We start from the raw sequence: 15,508 nt of genomic DNA, 5'->3' as shown, positions 1-15,508 counted from the left end.
GCTGGTTGCACCGCTGGGCAGCAGCTGTGGCGCGCGGGACACGGCCTTGGCTCGACCGCCCAGCCGCGAGTCCCCGGCGGATGTGCCACGCCACTCTCCACTCGCTCTACTAACCAGGGCTGGCTAACCAGGGGTTGGCGCAGGCCGTCCGTCGGGCCGAGCCGTTCAAGCGCTATTCATCCTCCGCGAGTGGCCGGATGGTGAACCTGAGCCGCGCGCCAGCACATGCTGTCGATCTCAATCAGGCCTATGGGCAAAAATTGCCTCTAGCGCCCGTGCAGCAAGCGCGGACAGCTATTGAATCGGGAGCGGTTGCCGATCAGGCTGCCTTCGGCGTGCGCGGCGCGCGGCCGTAGAACTGCGGGTAGTGCTCCTTCACTCCCTGACCGCTGAAGTCCCAACCCGTGCACTGGCCCAAGTGGCGTGGCGGCTCGTCGCCTTCATTCTGGAATGCGGCGTGAATCGTCTGGAACGTGGCCGTGGCCAGGTTGAACAGCAGTTCCCGCAGATGGGTGCAACCGGCCACGCCGCCCAGGTGGGTCTGGATGGACTGGCGCCAGCCGCGCGCCATGCTGCAGCCCACCATCGCCTGCAGGGCGCGCTGCGCTTGTGTGCAGCCCGCCAGGGGGTGGGCATCCATGGCGGATTCGATGGCGCGCACCACCAGGTCGCGGTCCACGGTGACGCGCAGCCACAGGTGGTGGATGGGTTCGCCCGCGCGGCGCACGCCGTCCGGGTAGCGCAGCGACGGCAGGTCCTGCGGCTTGCTGTCGTGCAGCTCGCCCTCGATGTCCCAGAGCCCGTCCTCGCGCTCGTAACCCTGGTAGGTGACGCGTCGGACATGGCGGGCAATGCGGGGGGCAGGGGATGACAGCGGCATGGGGTCGAGATGGGAAACGTATCAGCGGGCAAGCGAGCACTGGCGGGGCACCGCAGGGCACGCGGCTCGCAGGGATCAGCCGTGGCGGATGGCCACGGTCTTGAGGGTGGTGAAGCCGTAGAGCGCCTCGAAACCCTTCTCGCGTCCGTGTCCGCTGGACTTCACGCCGCCAAACGGCAATTCGACGCCGCCGGCTGCGCCGTAGTTGTTGATGAACACCTGGCCGCTGGCAATGCGCCGCGCCATGCGGAACTGGCGCGCGCCATCGCGCGTCCACACGCCCGCCACCAGGCCAAAGGGCGTGCCGTTGGCGAGCTCCACGGCGTGGTCTTCGTCGTCGAAGGGCATGGCGGCCAGCACGGGTCCGAAGATTTCCTCCTGCGCCAGGCGGTGCTGCGCCGGTACGTCGCGCAGCAGGGTGGGGGCCTGGTAGAAGCCCGTGTCGGGCGCTTCGTCCACCACGGTGCCCTGTGCGGCCAGGGGAATGCCAGCCACCTGCGCATCGGACAGGTAGTCCCACACGCGCTGCTGCTGGCTCTGGCGGATCAGCGGCCCCAGGTCCAGGTCCATGGCGGCGGGGCCCACGCGCAGCGCCTCGAAGGCCTTTGACAGGCGCTCCAGCAGCGGTTCGTAGATCAGGGAATCGATCAGCACGCGCGAGCCGGCCGAGCAGGTTTGCCCAGCGTTCTGCACGATGGCGTTCACGAGCACGGGCACGGCGGCGTCCAGGTCGGCGTCGGCAAAGACGATCTGCGGGCTCTTGCCGCCCAGCTCCAGCGTGACCGGGCAGTGGCGCTCGGCGGCGGCCTGCTGGATCAGCGTGCCCACCTTGGGGCTGCCGGTGAAGCTGATGTGCTGGATGCCGGGGTGGCGCGCCAGCGCGTCGCCGACCTCGTGGCCGTAGCCGGTCACGAGGTTCAGCACGCCGGCAGGGAAGCCCACCTCGACCGCCAACTGGGCCACGCGCAGCAGGGACAGGCAGGCGTCCTCGGCCGGCTTGACCACGCACACGTTGCCGGCCGCCAGTGCGGCGCCCACGCAGCGCCCGAAGATCTGCATGGGGTAGTTCCACGGCACGATGTGGCCGGTCACGCCATGCGGCTCGCGCCAGGTCAACACGCTGAAGCCGTCGGGGTAGGGAAGGGTCTCACCGTGCAGTTTGTCGCAGGCGCCGGCGTAGAACTCGAAGTAGCGCGCCAGGGCGTGTGCGTCGGCCCGTGCCTGCCGGGTGGGCTTGCCGCAGTCGCGCTGCTCGATGGCGGCCAACTCCTCGGCATGCTCGGTGATCTTGGCGGACAGCCGCATCAGCAGCCTGCCACGCTCGGCCGGGGCCAGCTTGCGCCACACGCTGTGGTAGCACTGCTGCGCCGCATGCACGGCGGCATCGATGTCCTCGGCCGTGCCGCGCTGGATTTCGTCGTACGGCTGGCCGTCGGAGGGGTCGATCACGGCAATGGTGCGGCCCGAAGTCGAGGCCACGCCGGCGTTGGCGATGTGGTGGAGCTGCATGGGCCTGATTGTGCGGCAGGCGCGCGCAGCGTGCTGGGCTACGAGCCGGAATGCCGTCCAGCGCCCAAGGGACGGGCGCTGGCAGCTTCTTTTTTGATAGTGCCGGGTCAGCCGGCGTGGAACTTCACCACCAGCGGCACGATGAGCAGTGCCACGATATTGATGATCTTGATGAGCGGGTTGACCGCCGGGCCGGCCGTGTCCTTGTAGGGGTCGCCCACGGTGTCGCCGGTGACGGCGGCCTTGTGCGCGTCGCTGCCCTTGCCGCCGTGGTGGCCGTCCTCGATGAACTTTTTGGCGTTGTCCCAGGCGCCACCGCCGGTGCACATGCTGATGGCCACGAACAGGCCCGTGACGATGGTGCCCATGAGCAGCCCGCCCAGCGCCTTCGGCCCCAGCGCCAGGCCCACGATGATGGGCACGGCCACGGGCAGCAGGCTGGGGATGATCATCTCCTTGATGGCGGCGCTGGTCAGCATGTCCACCGCGCGGCCGTACTCGGGCTTGGCCGTGCCTTCCATGATGCCTGGGATCTCGCTGAACTGGCGGCGCACCTCCACTACCACGCTGCCGGCGGCGCGGCCCACGGCCTCCATGGCCATGGCGGCGAACAGGTAGGGAATGAGCCCGCCGATGAACAGGCCCACGATGACCATCGGGTCGCTCAGGTCGAAGCGGATCGCCTGGCCGAAGCTCTCCAGCTTGTGCGTGTAGTCGGCGAACAGCACCAGCGCCGCCAGCCCGGCCGAGCCGATGGCGTAGCCCTTGGTCACGGCCTTGGTGGTGTTGCCCACGGCGTCCAGCGGGTCGGTGATGTCGCGCACACTGCTGGGCAGCTCGGCCATCTCGGCAATGCCGCCAGCGTTGTCGGTGATGGGGCCGTAGGCGTCCAGCGCCACCACGATGCCCGCCATGCTGAGCATGGACATGGCGGCCACGGCCACGCCGTACAGGCCCGCCAGCGTGTACGACACGATGATGGCCGCACACACGAAGATCACCGGCCAGGCCGTGGAGCGCATGGACACGCCCAGACCCGCAATGATGTTGGTGCCATGCCCCGTGGTGGACGCCTGCGCGATGTGGCGCACCGGGGAATACTGCGTGCCGGTGTAGAACTCCGTGATCCACACCAGTGCCGCCGTCAGCACCAGGCCGGTGGCGCAGGCGCCGAACAGCCGCATCTGCGCGCCCGTGCCGCCCAGCGCGTTGTCGGGGATGATCCAGGCCGAGACGAACCAGAACGCGACGAGCGACAACACGCCCGCGATGGCCAGCCCCCGGTACAGCGCGGGCATCACGTTGCGCATGCCCGGGCCGGCCTGCACGAAGAAGCAGCCGATGATGGAGGCGATGATGGAGACGGCCCCCAGCGCCAGTGGGTAGGTCACGGCCGCGACGGGCGCAGCACCCACCAGCAGCGCGCCCAGCACCATCGTGGCGATGAGGGTGACGGCATAGGTCTCGAACAGGTCGGCCGCCATACCGGCGCAGTCGCCCACGTTGTCGCCCACGTTGTCGGCGATCACGGCGGGGTTGCGGGGGTCGTCCTCGGGGATGCCGGCCTCCACCTTGCCGACCAGGTCCGCACCCACGTCGGCACCCTTGGTGAAGATGCCCCCGCCCAGGCGGGCAAAGATGGAAATCAGCGACGAGCCGAACGCAAAGCCGATCAGCGGGTTGAGCAGCGCCGGCAGGCTGGCCGTGGGGGTGAGCCGGCCATTGCCGACCAGGAACCACGCGAAGGCGGTCACGCCCAGCAGTCCCAGGCCCACCACCAGCATGCCCGTGATAGCCCCGCCGCGGAAGGCGACCTGCAGCGCCGGGCCCATGCCCTGCGTGGCGGCCTGGGCCGTGCGCACGTTGGCGCGCACCGAGACGTTCATGCCGATGAAGCCGCAGGCGCCGGAGAGTACCGCGCCGATGACGAAGCCCACGGCGGTGGTGCCGTCCAGGAACGCCGCAATGAGGATGGCCAGCACGATGCCGACGAAGGCGATGGTCTTGTATTGCCGTGCGAGGTAGGCCGCCGCGCCCATCTGGATGGCGCCGGCGATCTCCTGCATGCGGGCGTTGCCCGCGTCCTTGGAAAGGATCCAGCTGCGTGCCCACAGTCCGTAGGCCACAGCAATCAGTCCGCAAACCAGAGCCAGGATGAGAGGGGCAGTCAGCGCCGAGGTGGAACCAGCCATTCGTTATCTCCATCGGTTGTCAGTTGCACGGAGGGGGAAGCGCAACGCATGGGGGAAGTGCTTCCGCTGCGTTGCTTCCTCGTGCCCCGGTGGCGGGAGACGATTGGCCAACGCAGCCATTTAACGCGAAACCCCCGGTGCAAGCAAGCTGCAAGGGGCGTGCGCCTAAAATCACGGACCGCCTTGCGCACCGCCCCCGGGGCGAAGGCCGTGTCATTCCAACCACTCAACCCCCAAACCATGTCGCTGAACAACGTCAAGCCCGGCAAGAACATTCCCGAAACCTTCAATGTGGTGATCGAGATCCCGGCGGAATCCGATCCCATCAAGTACGAAGTGGACAAGGAGTCGGGTGCCGTCTTCGTGGACCGTTTCCTGACCACGGCCATGTACTACCCCTGCAACTACGGCTACGTGCCCCAGACCCTGTCGGGCGACGGCGACCCGGTGGACGTGCTGGTGATCACCCCGTACCCGCTGCACCCCGGCGTGGTGGTGCCCTGCCGCGCGCTGGGCATCCTGAAGATGGAAGACGAGGCCGGCGTGGACGGCAAAGTGCTGGCCGTGCCCACCACCAAGATCCTCAAGATGTACGAGCCCTGGAAGACCGTGGAGGATGTGAACCCCATGCGCCTGAAGGCCATCAGCCACTTCTTCGAGCACTACAAGGACCTGGAAGAAGGCAAGTGGGTCAAGGTGTTGGGCTGGGAAGGCATCGACGCCGCCCACAAGGAAATCCTGGACGGCGTGGAAAACTACAAGAAAGCCTGATGGTGGCGGGGTGCGGCCCGCATCGCGCCCACTCCCTCATCCAGCCCGCTGGCACATGCCCGCGGGCTTTTTTCTTGCAGGGATTTCGGCTTCTGGCAAAATTGTCAGCATAAGTAACCGATGACTGCTATGCTGCCAGGGCGTGCACGACGCTGGTGTGGCCGGCGGTGCCCGACCTGCGCGCAAGCGCGAGAACATTTCCCTAGGAGTTGCCATGTCGTCTTCCATCGCCCAGCGTCCTTCGTACGGCAACGCCAACGCCAGCGGTGCCGCGGAATACCTGACCTTCCGCCTGGGTGAGGAGGAGTACGGCATCGACATCCTGCGCGTGCAGGAAATCCGCTCCTACGAGCAACCCACCCGCATGGCGCACGCGCCGGAGTTCATCAAGGGCGTGATCGATCTGCGCGGCGTGATCGTGCCGATCGTCGACCTGCGCCTGAAGCTGCAATGCGCCAGCGCCGACTACACCGACTTCACCGTGGTCATCATCCTCAACGTGGGGGGCACGGTGCTGGGCGCTGTGGTGGATGCCGTGGCCGACGTGGTGGCTCTGCCGGCCGATGCCATCAAGCCCGCACCGCAGTTCCAGGGGCAGGTGGATTCGTCCTTTGTGCGTGGCATCGCGACCGTGGGCGAGCGCATGCTGATCGTGGTGGACATCGAATCGCTGCTCAGCAGTTCTGAGATGGGATTGGTGCAGTCGGTCGCGACGGCCTGAGGGCCTTCTCGCTGTATCTCTGCCAAGCGCGCCATGGGCGCGCTTTTTCATGGCCGCGTCCAGCACGTCAGCCTGCCCGGCGGAAGGGGTTGCGCGCGTGCAGATCCTCCAGGTACTGCTCCACGCCTTCGCCTTCACGCGCCAGGAACCGGTCCACGGCTTCGGCAAACGCCGGGTGCGCCAGCCAGTGGGCGCTCTGTGCGCGCACGGGCAGGAGGGCGCGCGCCATCTTGTGTTCGCCCTGCGCACCGCCTTCGAAACGGTGCACGCCCTGCGCGATGCACCACTCGATGGGCTGGTAGTAGCAGGCCTCGAAATGCAGGCAGTCCACCCGTTCTAGCGCACCCCAGTAGCGGCCATAGGCCACGGATTGCATGTCATTTGGGGAGTTTACGCAGTTGGAATAAGCGTCAACAGCTATCAAACTGGTAGCGATGGGGCGGCCTGCGCGCTCCGCCACGAAAAGCACCCAGGCCTCGGGCATGTGCTGCTGCATGGCGTGGAAGAAGGCCCGCGTCAGGTAGGGCGGATTGCCGTGCTCCAGGTAGGTGCGCTCGTAGCAGCGGTAGAAGAAGTCCCAGTCTGCTGTGGTGATCTGCGTGCCCCGCAGCACGCGAAAGCACACCCCCGCCTGGGCCACGCGCCGGCGCTCCTGGCGGATCTTCTTGCGCTTGTCCTGGTTCAGGGAGGCGAGGAAGTCCTCGAAATCCGCGAACCTTGCACCGTCCATGGGCCGCCGGTTGTGCCAGTGGAACTGCACGGTGCTGCGCAGCAGCATCCCCGCCTGGTGCGCTGCAGCCAGATCCTGCTGCGCGCCGAACAGCAGGTGCAGGGACGACAGCTCCGCCTGCTCCGCCCAGTCCAGCACGGCACGCAGCAGGGCGTCCCGCCCGGCATCGTCGCAGGCCATCAGCCGGGTGCCGGGCACCGGCGTGAACGGCACGGCGGCCACGGCCTTGGGGTAGTACGCCAGCCCGTGGCGGGCGTAGGCATCGGCCCAGGCCCAATCGAACACGTACTCACCGTACGAGTGCGCCTTGGCGTACACGATGCAGGCGGCCTGCAGGTCCGTGCCCGCCCACAGGGTGAACACAACGGGCGTCCAGCCCTGGGCGGGCGTGGCGCTGCCGCTGTCTTCGAGCGCGCACAGGTAGGCATGGCGCAGGAAGGGCGTGGGGTGGGGCTGGAGCGCCAGCAGTGCGTCCCATGCATCGGCGCCCACGCGATGGATCGAGTCGTGCAGGTGCAATGCGTAAGCAGGCGTGCTGGCAGGGCAGGGTGTGGTCATGCAGTGGGCGGTGCCGCAATCAGGGCAGAGCGCATCATCTCCCCAAAGCCCGGACCGCGTGGCCGTGGGGATTTCTCCGCGGTGACGCAGCCTGCTTAAAAATGAGGCGGTGCAGGGGCGGGCTTTACGAATCAACCGCTTAAGCCGCATGTGCCCGCCTCGCCCGCAGCTTATCCACAGGTCTGTCCCTGGCCTGTGGGGACAAGCGCGCAGCCGGGGCGTGCCGCAGGGGCAAGGCGCGGCTCGGGGCGGCGGCAGGGCCCGGGTGACATAATCGTCCGAGACCAACCCGCCCCGCTATTCCCATGCCGTTCGTCATCAGCATCGCCCAACTCAACTTCGTGGTGGGCGACGTGCCGGGCAATGCCCAGAAGATTCTTGCGGCCGCGCGCGATGCCCATGCTGCCGGCGCCCGGCTGCTCCTCACGCCCGAACTGGCGTTGTGCGGCTACGCGGCCGAGGATCTGTACCTGCGGCCAGCCTTCGTGCAAGCGTGCGAGCAGGCACTGGAAGGGTTGGCGGCCGCTACGGCGGATTGGCCGGGGCTGACGGTGGTCGTGGGGCACCCGCGGCGCGTGGCGCACGGGGCGGGCGAGGGCGGGCGCGGCCTGTGCCACAACGCGGCCAGCGTGCTGCGCGCGGGGCGCACCGAGCACACCTACGCCAAGCAGAACCTGCCCAACTACGAAGTCTTCGACGAACGCCGCTATTTCGTCCCCGGGGATGAGAACTGCGTGTTCGAGGTCGATGGCGTGCGCATGGGCCTGCTGATCTGCGAGGACGCGTGGTACCCCGGGCCGGCGCGCAGCGCGCGGGAGGCGGGCGCGCAGGTGCTGGTCACGCTCAATGCGTCGCCCTACCACCTGGGCAAGGCTGTCGAGCGCGAACAGGTGATGCGCGAGCGCGTGCTGGAAACCGGCCTGCCCCTGGTCTATGCGCACTTGGTCGGCGGGCAGGACGAGGTGGTTTTCGAGGGCCGGTCCTTCGCGCTGAATGCCGATGGCAGCGTGGCGGCTCGTGCGCCAGGATTTGAAGAAAAAACGCTGCTGATCAAGGTGCAGCAAGCGCAAGCAGCTATTGTTTTGGAAGCGCCAGTGGCGCCACACGAGGGCTGGGAGGCGGAGCTGTGGTCCGCCCTGGTGCTGGGCGTGCGCGACTACGTGGGCAAGAACGGCTTCCCCGGCGTGCTGCTGGGCCTGTCGGGGGGCATGGACTCGGCGCTGGTGCTGGCCATTGCCGTAGACGCGCTGGGCGCCGACAAGGTGCGCACAGTGATGATGCCCTCGCCCTACACGGCCGACATCAGCTGGATCGACGCGCGCGACATGGCCGGGCGGCTGGGGGTGCGCTATGACGAAATCGCCATCGCCCTGCAGTTCGAGGCTTTCAAGACTGCGCTGGCGCCGCAGTTCGCCGGCCTGCCCGAGGACACGACGGAAGAGAATCTGCAAGCGCGCATCCGCGGCATGCTGCTGATGGCGCTGTCGAACAAGTTCGGCAGCCTGGTGCTGACCACCGGCAACAAGAGCGAGCTGGCCACGGGCTACTGCACGCTTTACGGCGACATGGCCGGGGGCTTTGCCGTGATCAAGGACGTGGTCAAGACGCGCGTGTTCGCCTTGGCCCGCTGGCGCAACGCCAATGACCCGTATGGCACCGGCGCGAATCCCATTCCCGAGCGCATCATCACCCGTCCGCCCAGTGCCGAACTGCGTCCCGACCAGAAAGACCAGGACAGTCTGCCGCCCTACGAGGTACTGGACGCCATCGTCGAGCGCTACATGGAAAATGACGAGCCTCTGGAAGACATCGTGCGCGCCGGCTTTGAACGTGCCGATGTCGAACGTGTGACCCGGCTCATCAAGCTCAACGAATACAAGCGCCGCCAGGCGCCCGTGGGCGTACGCGTCACGCGCCGCAGCTTCGGCAAGGACTGGCGCTACCCCATCACCAACCGATTCAGGGCCTGAGCCCCTTGTGGCGGCCGCTGGGTCGCCGTGCCGTGCCCGCCGCTTTTTTAGATATTTGAGGAGTTCCCCATGCAAATGATCACCGCCGTCATCAAGCCCTTCAAACTGGAGGAAGTCCGCGAGGCCTTGGCCGAATGTGGGGTGACGGGGCTGACGGTGACCGAGGTGAAGGGCTTCGGCCGGCAAAAGGGCCATACCGAGCTGTACCGTGGTGCTGAATACGTGGTGGACTTCCTGCCCAAGGTCAAGATCGAGGTGGTGGTGCGCACCGAAGACGTGGACCGCTGCGTGGACGCGATCGTAGGCGCGGCGCGCACCGGCAAGATCGGCGACGGCAAGATTTTCGTCACCGCCGTGGAGCGCGTGGTGCGCATCCGCACAGGCGACCTGGACGACGCCGCGGTGTAACGAACGGCACGTCTGCCAATCCCGCGCACGCCAGCGCGGTGGGACAGCCGTCAGATCACGCTGCGCAGGGGGATGGCGCTGGCATTCGCGCCTGCGTCCTGTACCAGCGCGGTGAGCAGGGCATCGGGCTCCGTACCCACGCGGATCAGGCCCATCTGCCATTCCCCCATGAGCCCGCCATGTACCGCATGCCGCAGGAAGCCCAGCATGCCGCCGTAGTAGCCGTCGGTGTCCAACAGGCCGATGGGCTTGTCGTGGTAGCCCAGCTGGCGCCAGGTCCAGACTTCGAACAGCTCTTCCAGTGTGCCGATGCCGCCCGGCAGGGCGACGAAGGCATCGCTGCGCTCGGCCATCATGGCCTTGCGCTCGTGCATGGTCTGCACGATGTGCAGCTCATCGCAGAAGTGGTTCGCCAGTTCCTTGTCCACGAGAGCCTGCGGAATGATGCCCACGACCCGGCCGCCTGCCACGCGCGTGGCCTCCGCCACCGTGCCCATGAGGCCGCTGCGGCCGCCGCCGTAGACCAACTGGCCGCCGTGGCGGCCTATCCAGTGGCCCACGGCCGTGGCCGCTTCTGTGAACGAGGGGTTGTTGCCCGGGCGAGAGCCCAGGTACACGCAGATCGAAAAAGCGACATCAGCCATGTAGGAACCTTTGGTAGAGCGCGGCCGCCCACACGGCTGCGCACAGCAGCAGGCTGAGCAGCACCGCTGCGCTGCCCAAGTCCTTGGCGCGCTTGGACAGCGGATGCAGTTCATGCCCGACGCGATCGATGGCGGCCTCGATGCCGGAGTTGAGCAACTCGGTGATCAGCACCAACACCACCACCGCCGCCAGTACAGCGGTCTGCATCCAGTCTCGACCGACGTAAAAGGACGAAGGCAGCAGCAGGGCTGCCAGGCACACCTCCTGGCGAAACGCCTTTTCTTCCCAGCCTGCCCGCAGGCCCGTCAGGGAGTAACCCGTGGCATGCCACAGCCGGCGCAAGCCGGTGCGTTGCTTGTGGGGGTGTGGTGGAGAGGAGGTGGGATCAGGCATTCGGACGGTGATTGTCGCGCTATGGGAAGGCGAACTGCAGGGGTTGTGCGCATAGCTTGCGCGTCAGATGCACGCGTGCGTGGCCCAGTCCGCCCCTCAACCCTTGCGGCGGGGCGGCACTTCGTAATGCACCAGGCGGGTACCGGCGAGCGCGTCGTGCCAGAACTGGCGTTGCGGGTGAAATCGGCTGAGCAGGGCCCATACCGCGACCCAGCCCGTCACGATGACGGTCGCTTCGCCCGCGGACAGTTGAAAGGGCGCGATCACCGCCAATGGGGGCAGGAACCACAGCCAGCACAACAAGTAGCGCAGCAGCGCCCGTGGTTGCGAAAGGGAGCGCCCCTGCCGGTCTTCCACCCGGATGTGCCAGGTCTTCATGGCAAGCGTGTGTCCCTGGGACCAGAACCAGACGAAGTAGATGCCGAACACCACGAACAGAAAGGCCTGCAGCGCGTGGCGGTTGTCCAGCCCATGCCGCGTCTGTGTCAGGGTGCTGAACAGGTAGCCCGCGATGAACACCACCCCGAACATCAACATGCCCTCATACAACCAGCAGGCCATGCGGCGCCGCAGCGGAGGGGCGATCGCGCTGGATGCCGCCGGGGCGGCAGCGTCGGAAGGGTGGGGGGTCTGCGGATTGGCGCGCGAGGCAGTCATGCGGGACGGCGAACGGAGATCATGCACCGATCATTGCGGCGGATGCAGGGGGGTCAGGTCCACTGGCGGTTCCGGAGCGGGTTCGGGGACCGAGGCGGGCGCAAGGGGGGGGAGCGGCGCAGGCAGTGCGGACGGGATCGTGACCGGCGATGTTTGCACGACCACGGGGGGCGGCACCGGCAAGGCCTGGGGCGAATGGAATTCCGCTGGCGGCTGGATTTTCGGAGGGTTGGGGACGGCCGGTGGCGCATTGGTGGCTGCAGGGACGCGGGCCAGTTTCTTGGGGGACACCGGGCGTACCGTGGTGGCGGCGCCGGTCGGCCGCGGCGCGGCCTTGGCCGCCAGACGCTTCTTCTCTTCCGCACTCAGCGCCTGGTATGCCTCCCATCGGGCACGCCGGCTGTCGGCCGGGAGCCTGCTGGCGGCGGCATAGTTCAGTCGCGCCTGGCTGCGCTGCTGGGTGCTGAGGCTGGCCCAATCGGTAATGCGTGCGAGCATCTTCGCCTGCTCGTCCTCAGAGAGTGCGTGAAAGCCCGCCGCCAGGTTGAGCCAGTTGCGCTTTTGCCCTTCGCTGAGCACGCTCCAGCGGCCTGCAAGGGGGTAGAGCGCTTCTTTCTGAGGAGTGCTCAGTTCTGTCCAGCGGGGGCCGGCCTCGGCTTGCGGAGCCTGCCGGGGCTCGCTGTAGATTTTGTGCCTGCCATCTCCCAGCGCCTCGGCCGGGACAGGGGTACTGGGCGCCACCCGCACATAGGCAGCCATCCACCACCCCGTCGTCGCCAGCGCACCCAGCAAGACAAAAGCCAGCAAGAATGCTGGCAGGTGGGGGCGTGGGGCGTGCGGGGACGGCTCGTGCATGCAGGCAGTGATCTTATTGCGTCGTATTGGCTGTCTTGAGGTATTGCAGGAAGCCGGGGTCAGCATAGGCCGACGGGGGAAGATCGTCGGTCAGAAGCGCAGCGTCGACTTCGGCGATTTCGGTGGCCACCGTCTCGTCCTGCGCCATATTGATGAAGACCAGCCCCACCACCAGTGCCGTCAGCGGCACGGCGGATACCAGGGCGCGCCACCAGTTGCCACCTTCGCTGCCCCAGCCGCTGAGCGTGGCAGTGGAGCCTTGCGAAGACACGTGCGTGGCCGCGGCTGTCTGACGGGCAGACTGTACGGCGGGGCGCTTGCGCTGCGCCAACGCCTGCATGCGGGCGGCGCGCAGGCGCTCGGTGATGTCGTAGGGAAGGCTGGCATTGCCTTCGCTCAGGCGCGCCGTAAGGCGGCGGGCGAACGCATCCGCGGCCTGGGTGATTTCCGGCGGGTATTCTGGAGGGCGGTTCATAGCACGATTCCTTTGGCCTTCAGTGCCTTGCTGAGGGTTTGGATGGCCCGAAAGCAGTGTGTCTTGACGCTGCCTTCGGAGCAACCCATGGCGGCTGCGGTTTCTGCGACATCCATTTCTTCCCAGTAACGCATCAAAAATGCCTCCCGTTGACGCGGGGGCAGTTCTTGGATCTCGGCATCGATATCGCGCAGCACCTGTGCGCGACGCACGGAATCCTCTGCACTCTGTGCCATTTCGCCATTGGCAGCGGCGTGTACCTCGAGAAAATCAAAATCTGAACCATCGTCCGACGGGCCCTCGAAGTCGCTCAGGCTGGAAAAAAGCGCATTGCGTGTCTTCTGTCGCCGGAACCAATCCAGCATGCAGTTGGTGAGGATGCGCTGGAAGAGCATGGGCAGCTCGGCCGGCGGTTTGTCGCCATAGTGCTCGGCCAGCTTGAGCATGCTGTCCTGAACGATGTCCAACGCGGCCTCCTCATTGCGCACATGGTAAAGCGTGCGCTTGAAAGCACGCTTGTCCACGCTTTTGAGGAAGTCGGAGAGCTCTTGTTCAGTAGCCAAAGGCAAAAACCCAAGGAGGGCGAAACCGGAGTGCGCGCGCAGGTGCGTGCGGCAAGCTGCGAAAGGCGGATTATCGCATTGCCGCGTATTTTTTATGCCGTGCTGCGCCAACTGCATGTGTGCAGTGCAATAATGTGTACTGCAATTCAAAAAGGCAAACGGGTCCCGGTCCGGCGCAACACTCATGGCGCCCATGGCCGAGGCCTCAAGTCCCAAGTCGGCTTCACAAGAGTTCGTACAAGGGGCACCCAAGGTTTTTCGTTAGAGAAATTCGCAAAGGTTGATCATGGAAATCTCCAAGGCCGAACTCACGTCGGCGGCTGCGGCCTCTCGCGGCGGCAACTCCTCATCTTCTCCCGGCGCCCAGGACCTCATGGGGTCCGAGATCCTCGTCAAGGCTCTGCAGGCCGAGAACGTCCAGTACATCTGGGGCTACCCCGGCGGCGCCGTGCTGTACATCTACGACGCGCTGTACAAGCAGGACACCATTCAGCACGTGCTGGTGCGCCACGAACAGGCGGCGGTGCACGCGGCCGACGGTTATGCCCGCGCGACGGGCGAGGTCGGGGTGGCGCTGGTGACTTCCGGCCCCGGATTGACGAATGCCGTGACGGGCATCGCCACGGCGTATATGGATTCGATCCCCATGGTGATCATCTCCGGCCAGGTGCCCACGCCCGCGATCGGGCTGGACGCCTTCCAGGAGTGCGACACCGTTGGCATCACGCGCCCCATCGTCAAGCACAACTTCCTGGTCAAAGATGTGCGCGACCTGGCGGTGACGCTCAAAAAAGCCTTCCATATTGCGCGCACCGGCCGCCCCGGCCCCGTGGTGGTGGATATTCCGAAGGATGTCTCGTTCAAGAAGACGGCTTTCCATGGTTATCCGCAGAGCGTGGAAATGCGCTCTTACAACCCTGTCAAGAAGGGGCATGGCGGCCAGATCCGCAAGGCGTTGCAACTGCTGCTGGCCGCGAAACGACCTTATATCTATACCGGCGGCGGCGTGCTGCTGGGCAATGCGGTGCCCGAGCTGCGCACGCTGGTCGACATGCTGGGCTATCCGGTCACCCATACGCTGATGGGTCTGGGTGCCTACCCGGCCACCGACCGCAAATTCCTGGGCATGCTGGGCATGCACGGCACGATCGAGGCCAACAATGCCATGCAGAACTGCGACGTGCTGCTGGCCGTGGGCGCGCGCTTTGATGACCGCGTGATCGGCAATCCCAAGCATTTCGCGCAGAACGAGCGCAAGATCATCCATATCGATATCGACCCGTCGAGCATTTCCAAGCGCGTGAAGGTGGACATTCCGATCGTGGGCGATGTCAAGGACGTGTTGACTGAGCTGATCTCTATGATCCGCGAGACCACGACACGCCCCGACGCTGGTGCGTTGTCGGCGTGGTGGGAGCAGATCGAGAACTGGCGCGGCCGCGACTGCCTGAAGTACGACCGCGGGAACACCGAGGTGATCAAGCCGCAGTACGTGATCGAGACGCTGTGGAATATGACCCGTGATGCGGACGCCTACGTCACCTCCGATGTGGGGCAGCATCAGATGTGGGCCGCCCAGTTTTACAAATTCGACGAGCCGCGCCGCTGGATCAACTCCGGCGGCCTGGGCACCATGGGCGTGGGCATTCCCTATGCCATGGGCATCAAGCTGGCCAAGCCCGAGTCTGAGGTGTTCTGCGTGACGGGCGAAGGCTCGGTGCAGATGAACATCCAGGAGCTCTCCACCTGCCTGCAGTACAACACCCCTATCAAGGTGCTGTCGCTCAACAACCGCTACTTGGGCATGGTGCGCCAGTGGCAAGAAATTGAATACTCGGGCCGCTACAGCCACAGCTACATGGACGCGCTGCCCAACTTCGTGAAACTGGCCGAGGCCTATGGCCACGTGGGCATGCTCATCGAGCGCCCGCAGGACGTGGAGCCGGCGCTGCGCGAAGCGCGCAAGCTCAAGGACCGCACGGTGTTCCTGGACTTCCGGACCGACCCCACCGAGAACGTGTTCCCGATGGTGCAGGCTGGCAAGGGCATCACCGAGATGCTGCTGGGGTCGGAAGACCTTTAAGCATCAAAAAGGCCTGTAACGCTTGTCTGACGAGCGCTGGTAGCTATTTATTTAATAGCGTTTTCTGACGAATCTATTGTCTGCCAAGCCTGGCGCTT

General features: G+C 66.1%; 15 protein-coding genes. 5 read left to right on the top strand and 10 right to left on the bottom strand.

Annotated elements, in window-relative coordinates; translation table 11 throughout:
* Nucleotides 1–319: 319 nt before the first annotated feature.
* The 3 genes from K2L43_RS10890 to K2L43_RS10880 form a co-directional block, all read right to left on the bottom strand.
* Complete coding sequence (locus tag K2L43_RS10890) at nucleotides 320–880, bottom strand: DUF2889 domain-containing protein (protein WP_220637542.1); 561 nt, start codon at nucleotides 878–880, stop codon at nucleotides 320–322.
* 75 nt (nucleotides 881–955) lie between these two features.
* Nucleotides 956–2,389: an aldehyde dehydrogenase family protein gene (locus K2L43_RS10885; protein WP_220637541.1), complete on the bottom strand. Its 1,434-nt coding sequence runs from the start codon at nucleotides 2,387–2,389 to the stop codon at nucleotides 956–958.
* A gap of 107 nt (nucleotides 2,390–2,496) precedes the next feature.
* Nucleotides 2,497–4,581 (bottom strand): sodium-translocating pyrophosphatase, encoded by a 2,085-nt coding sequence (locus K2L43_RS10880; protein WP_220637540.1) that lies wholly within the window; start codon nucleotides 4,579–4,581, stop codon nucleotides 2,497–2,499.
* A gap of 240 nt (nucleotides 4,582–4,821) precedes the next feature.
* Between K2L43_RS10880 and ppa the strand changes: the two genes are divergently transcribed.
* Both ppa and K2L43_RS10870 read left to right on the top strand, forming a co-directional pair.
* A complete protein-coding gene (ppa, locus tag K2L43_RS10875; RefSeq protein WP_015913465.1) occupies nucleotides 4,822–5,352 on the top strand; it encodes an inorganic diphosphatase in 531 nt (176 codons plus the stop codon).
* A 214-nt stretch (nucleotides 5,353–5,566) separates the two neighbouring features.
* Nucleotides 5,567–6,073, top strand: a complete 507-nt coding sequence (locus K2L43_RS10870; protein WP_047351342.1) for a chemotaxis protein CheW — start codon at nucleotides 5,567–5,569, stop codon at nucleotides 6,071–6,073.
* Between the two features lie 67 nt (nucleotides 6,074–6,140).
* Here the strand turns inward: K2L43_RS10870 and K2L43_RS10865 are convergent, their stop codons facing one another.
* On the bottom strand, nucleotides 6,141–7,361 hold the full coding sequence (locus K2L43_RS10865; protein ID WP_220637539.1) for a GNAT family N-acetyltransferase: 1,221 nt from the start codon (nucleotides 7,359–7,361) through the stop codon (nucleotides 6,141–6,143).
* A 305-nt stretch (nucleotides 7,362–7,666) separates the two neighbouring features.
* On the opposite strand from K2L43_RS10865, the gene K2L43_RS10860 reads away from it, so the two are divergent.
* A complete protein-coding gene (locus K2L43_RS10860) occupies nucleotides 7,667–9,331 on the top strand; it encodes an NAD+ synthase (protein ID WP_220637538.1) in 1,665 nt (554 codons plus the stop codon).
* Nucleotides 9,332–9,400: 69 nt separating this feature from the next.
* The gene (locus tag K2L43_RS10855; protein ID WP_011805026.1) at nucleotides 9,401–9,739 is read left to right on the top strand and encodes a P-II family nitrogen regulator; all 339 of its coding nucleotides are present in this window, start codon (nucleotides 9,401–9,403) and stop codon (nucleotides 9,737–9,739) included.
* 50 nt (nucleotides 9,740–9,789) lie between these two features.
* Here K2L43_RS10855 and K2L43_RS10850 read toward each other — a convergent pair whose 3' ends face one another.
* The 6 genes from K2L43_RS10850 to K2L43_RS10825 form a co-directional block, all read right to left on the bottom strand.
* On the bottom strand, nucleotides 9,790–10,383 hold the full coding sequence (locus K2L43_RS10850) for a TIGR00730 family Rossman fold protein (protein ID WP_220637537.1): 594 nt from the start codon (nucleotides 10,381–10,383) through the stop codon (nucleotides 9,790–9,792).
* Nucleotides 10,376–10,777, bottom strand: coding sequence for a diacylglycerol kinase (locus K2L43_RS10845; RefSeq protein WP_220637536.1), 402 nt, complete (start codon nucleotides 10,775–10,777; stop codon nucleotides 10,376–10,378). The genes K2L43_RS10850 and K2L43_RS10845 overlap by 8 nt, the downstream gene beginning before the upstream one ends.
* 96 nt (nucleotides 10,778–10,873) lie before the next feature.
* Nucleotides 10,874–11,434, bottom strand: coding sequence for an RDD family protein (locus tag K2L43_RS10840; protein ID WP_220637535.1), 561 nt, complete (start codon nucleotides 11,432–11,434; stop codon nucleotides 10,874–10,876).
* A 30-nt stretch (nucleotides 11,435–11,464) separates the two neighbouring features.
* On the bottom strand, nucleotides 11,465–12,289 hold the full coding sequence (locus K2L43_RS10835) for a DUF3106 domain-containing protein (protein ID WP_220637534.1): 825 nt from the start codon (nucleotides 12,287–12,289) through the stop codon (nucleotides 11,465–11,467).
* A gap of 13 nt (nucleotides 12,290–12,302) precedes the next feature.
* Nucleotides 12,303–12,764, bottom strand: a complete 462-nt coding sequence (locus tag K2L43_RS10830; protein WP_011805031.1) for a DUF3619 family protein — start codon at nucleotides 12,762–12,764, stop codon at nucleotides 12,303–12,305.
* Nucleotides 12,761–13,327, bottom strand: coding sequence for an RNA polymerase sigma factor (locus tag K2L43_RS10825; RefSeq protein WP_011805032.1), 567 nt, complete (start codon nucleotides 13,325–13,327; stop codon nucleotides 12,761–12,763). The genes K2L43_RS10830 and K2L43_RS10825 overlap by 4 nt, the downstream gene beginning before the upstream one ends.
* A gap of 286 nt (nucleotides 13,328–13,613) precedes the next feature.
* Here K2L43_RS10825 and K2L43_RS10820 point away from each other — a divergent pair, with 286 nt between their 5' ends.
* A complete protein-coding gene (locus K2L43_RS10820; protein ID WP_015913459.1) occupies nucleotides 13,614–15,410 on the top strand; it encodes an acetolactate synthase 3 catalytic subunit in 1,797 nt (598 codons plus the stop codon).
* Nucleotides 15,411–15,508 lie beyond the last annotated feature (98 nt).

Origin of the sequence: Diaphorobacter sp. MNS-0 (assembly GCF_019602835.1) — a bacterium.
GTDB lineage: Bacteria > Pseudomonadota > Gammaproteobacteria > Burkholderiales > Burkholderiaceae_C > Diaphorobacter > Diaphorobacter nitroreducens.
This window is presented reverse-complemented; position numbering and strand designations above follow the sequence as displayed.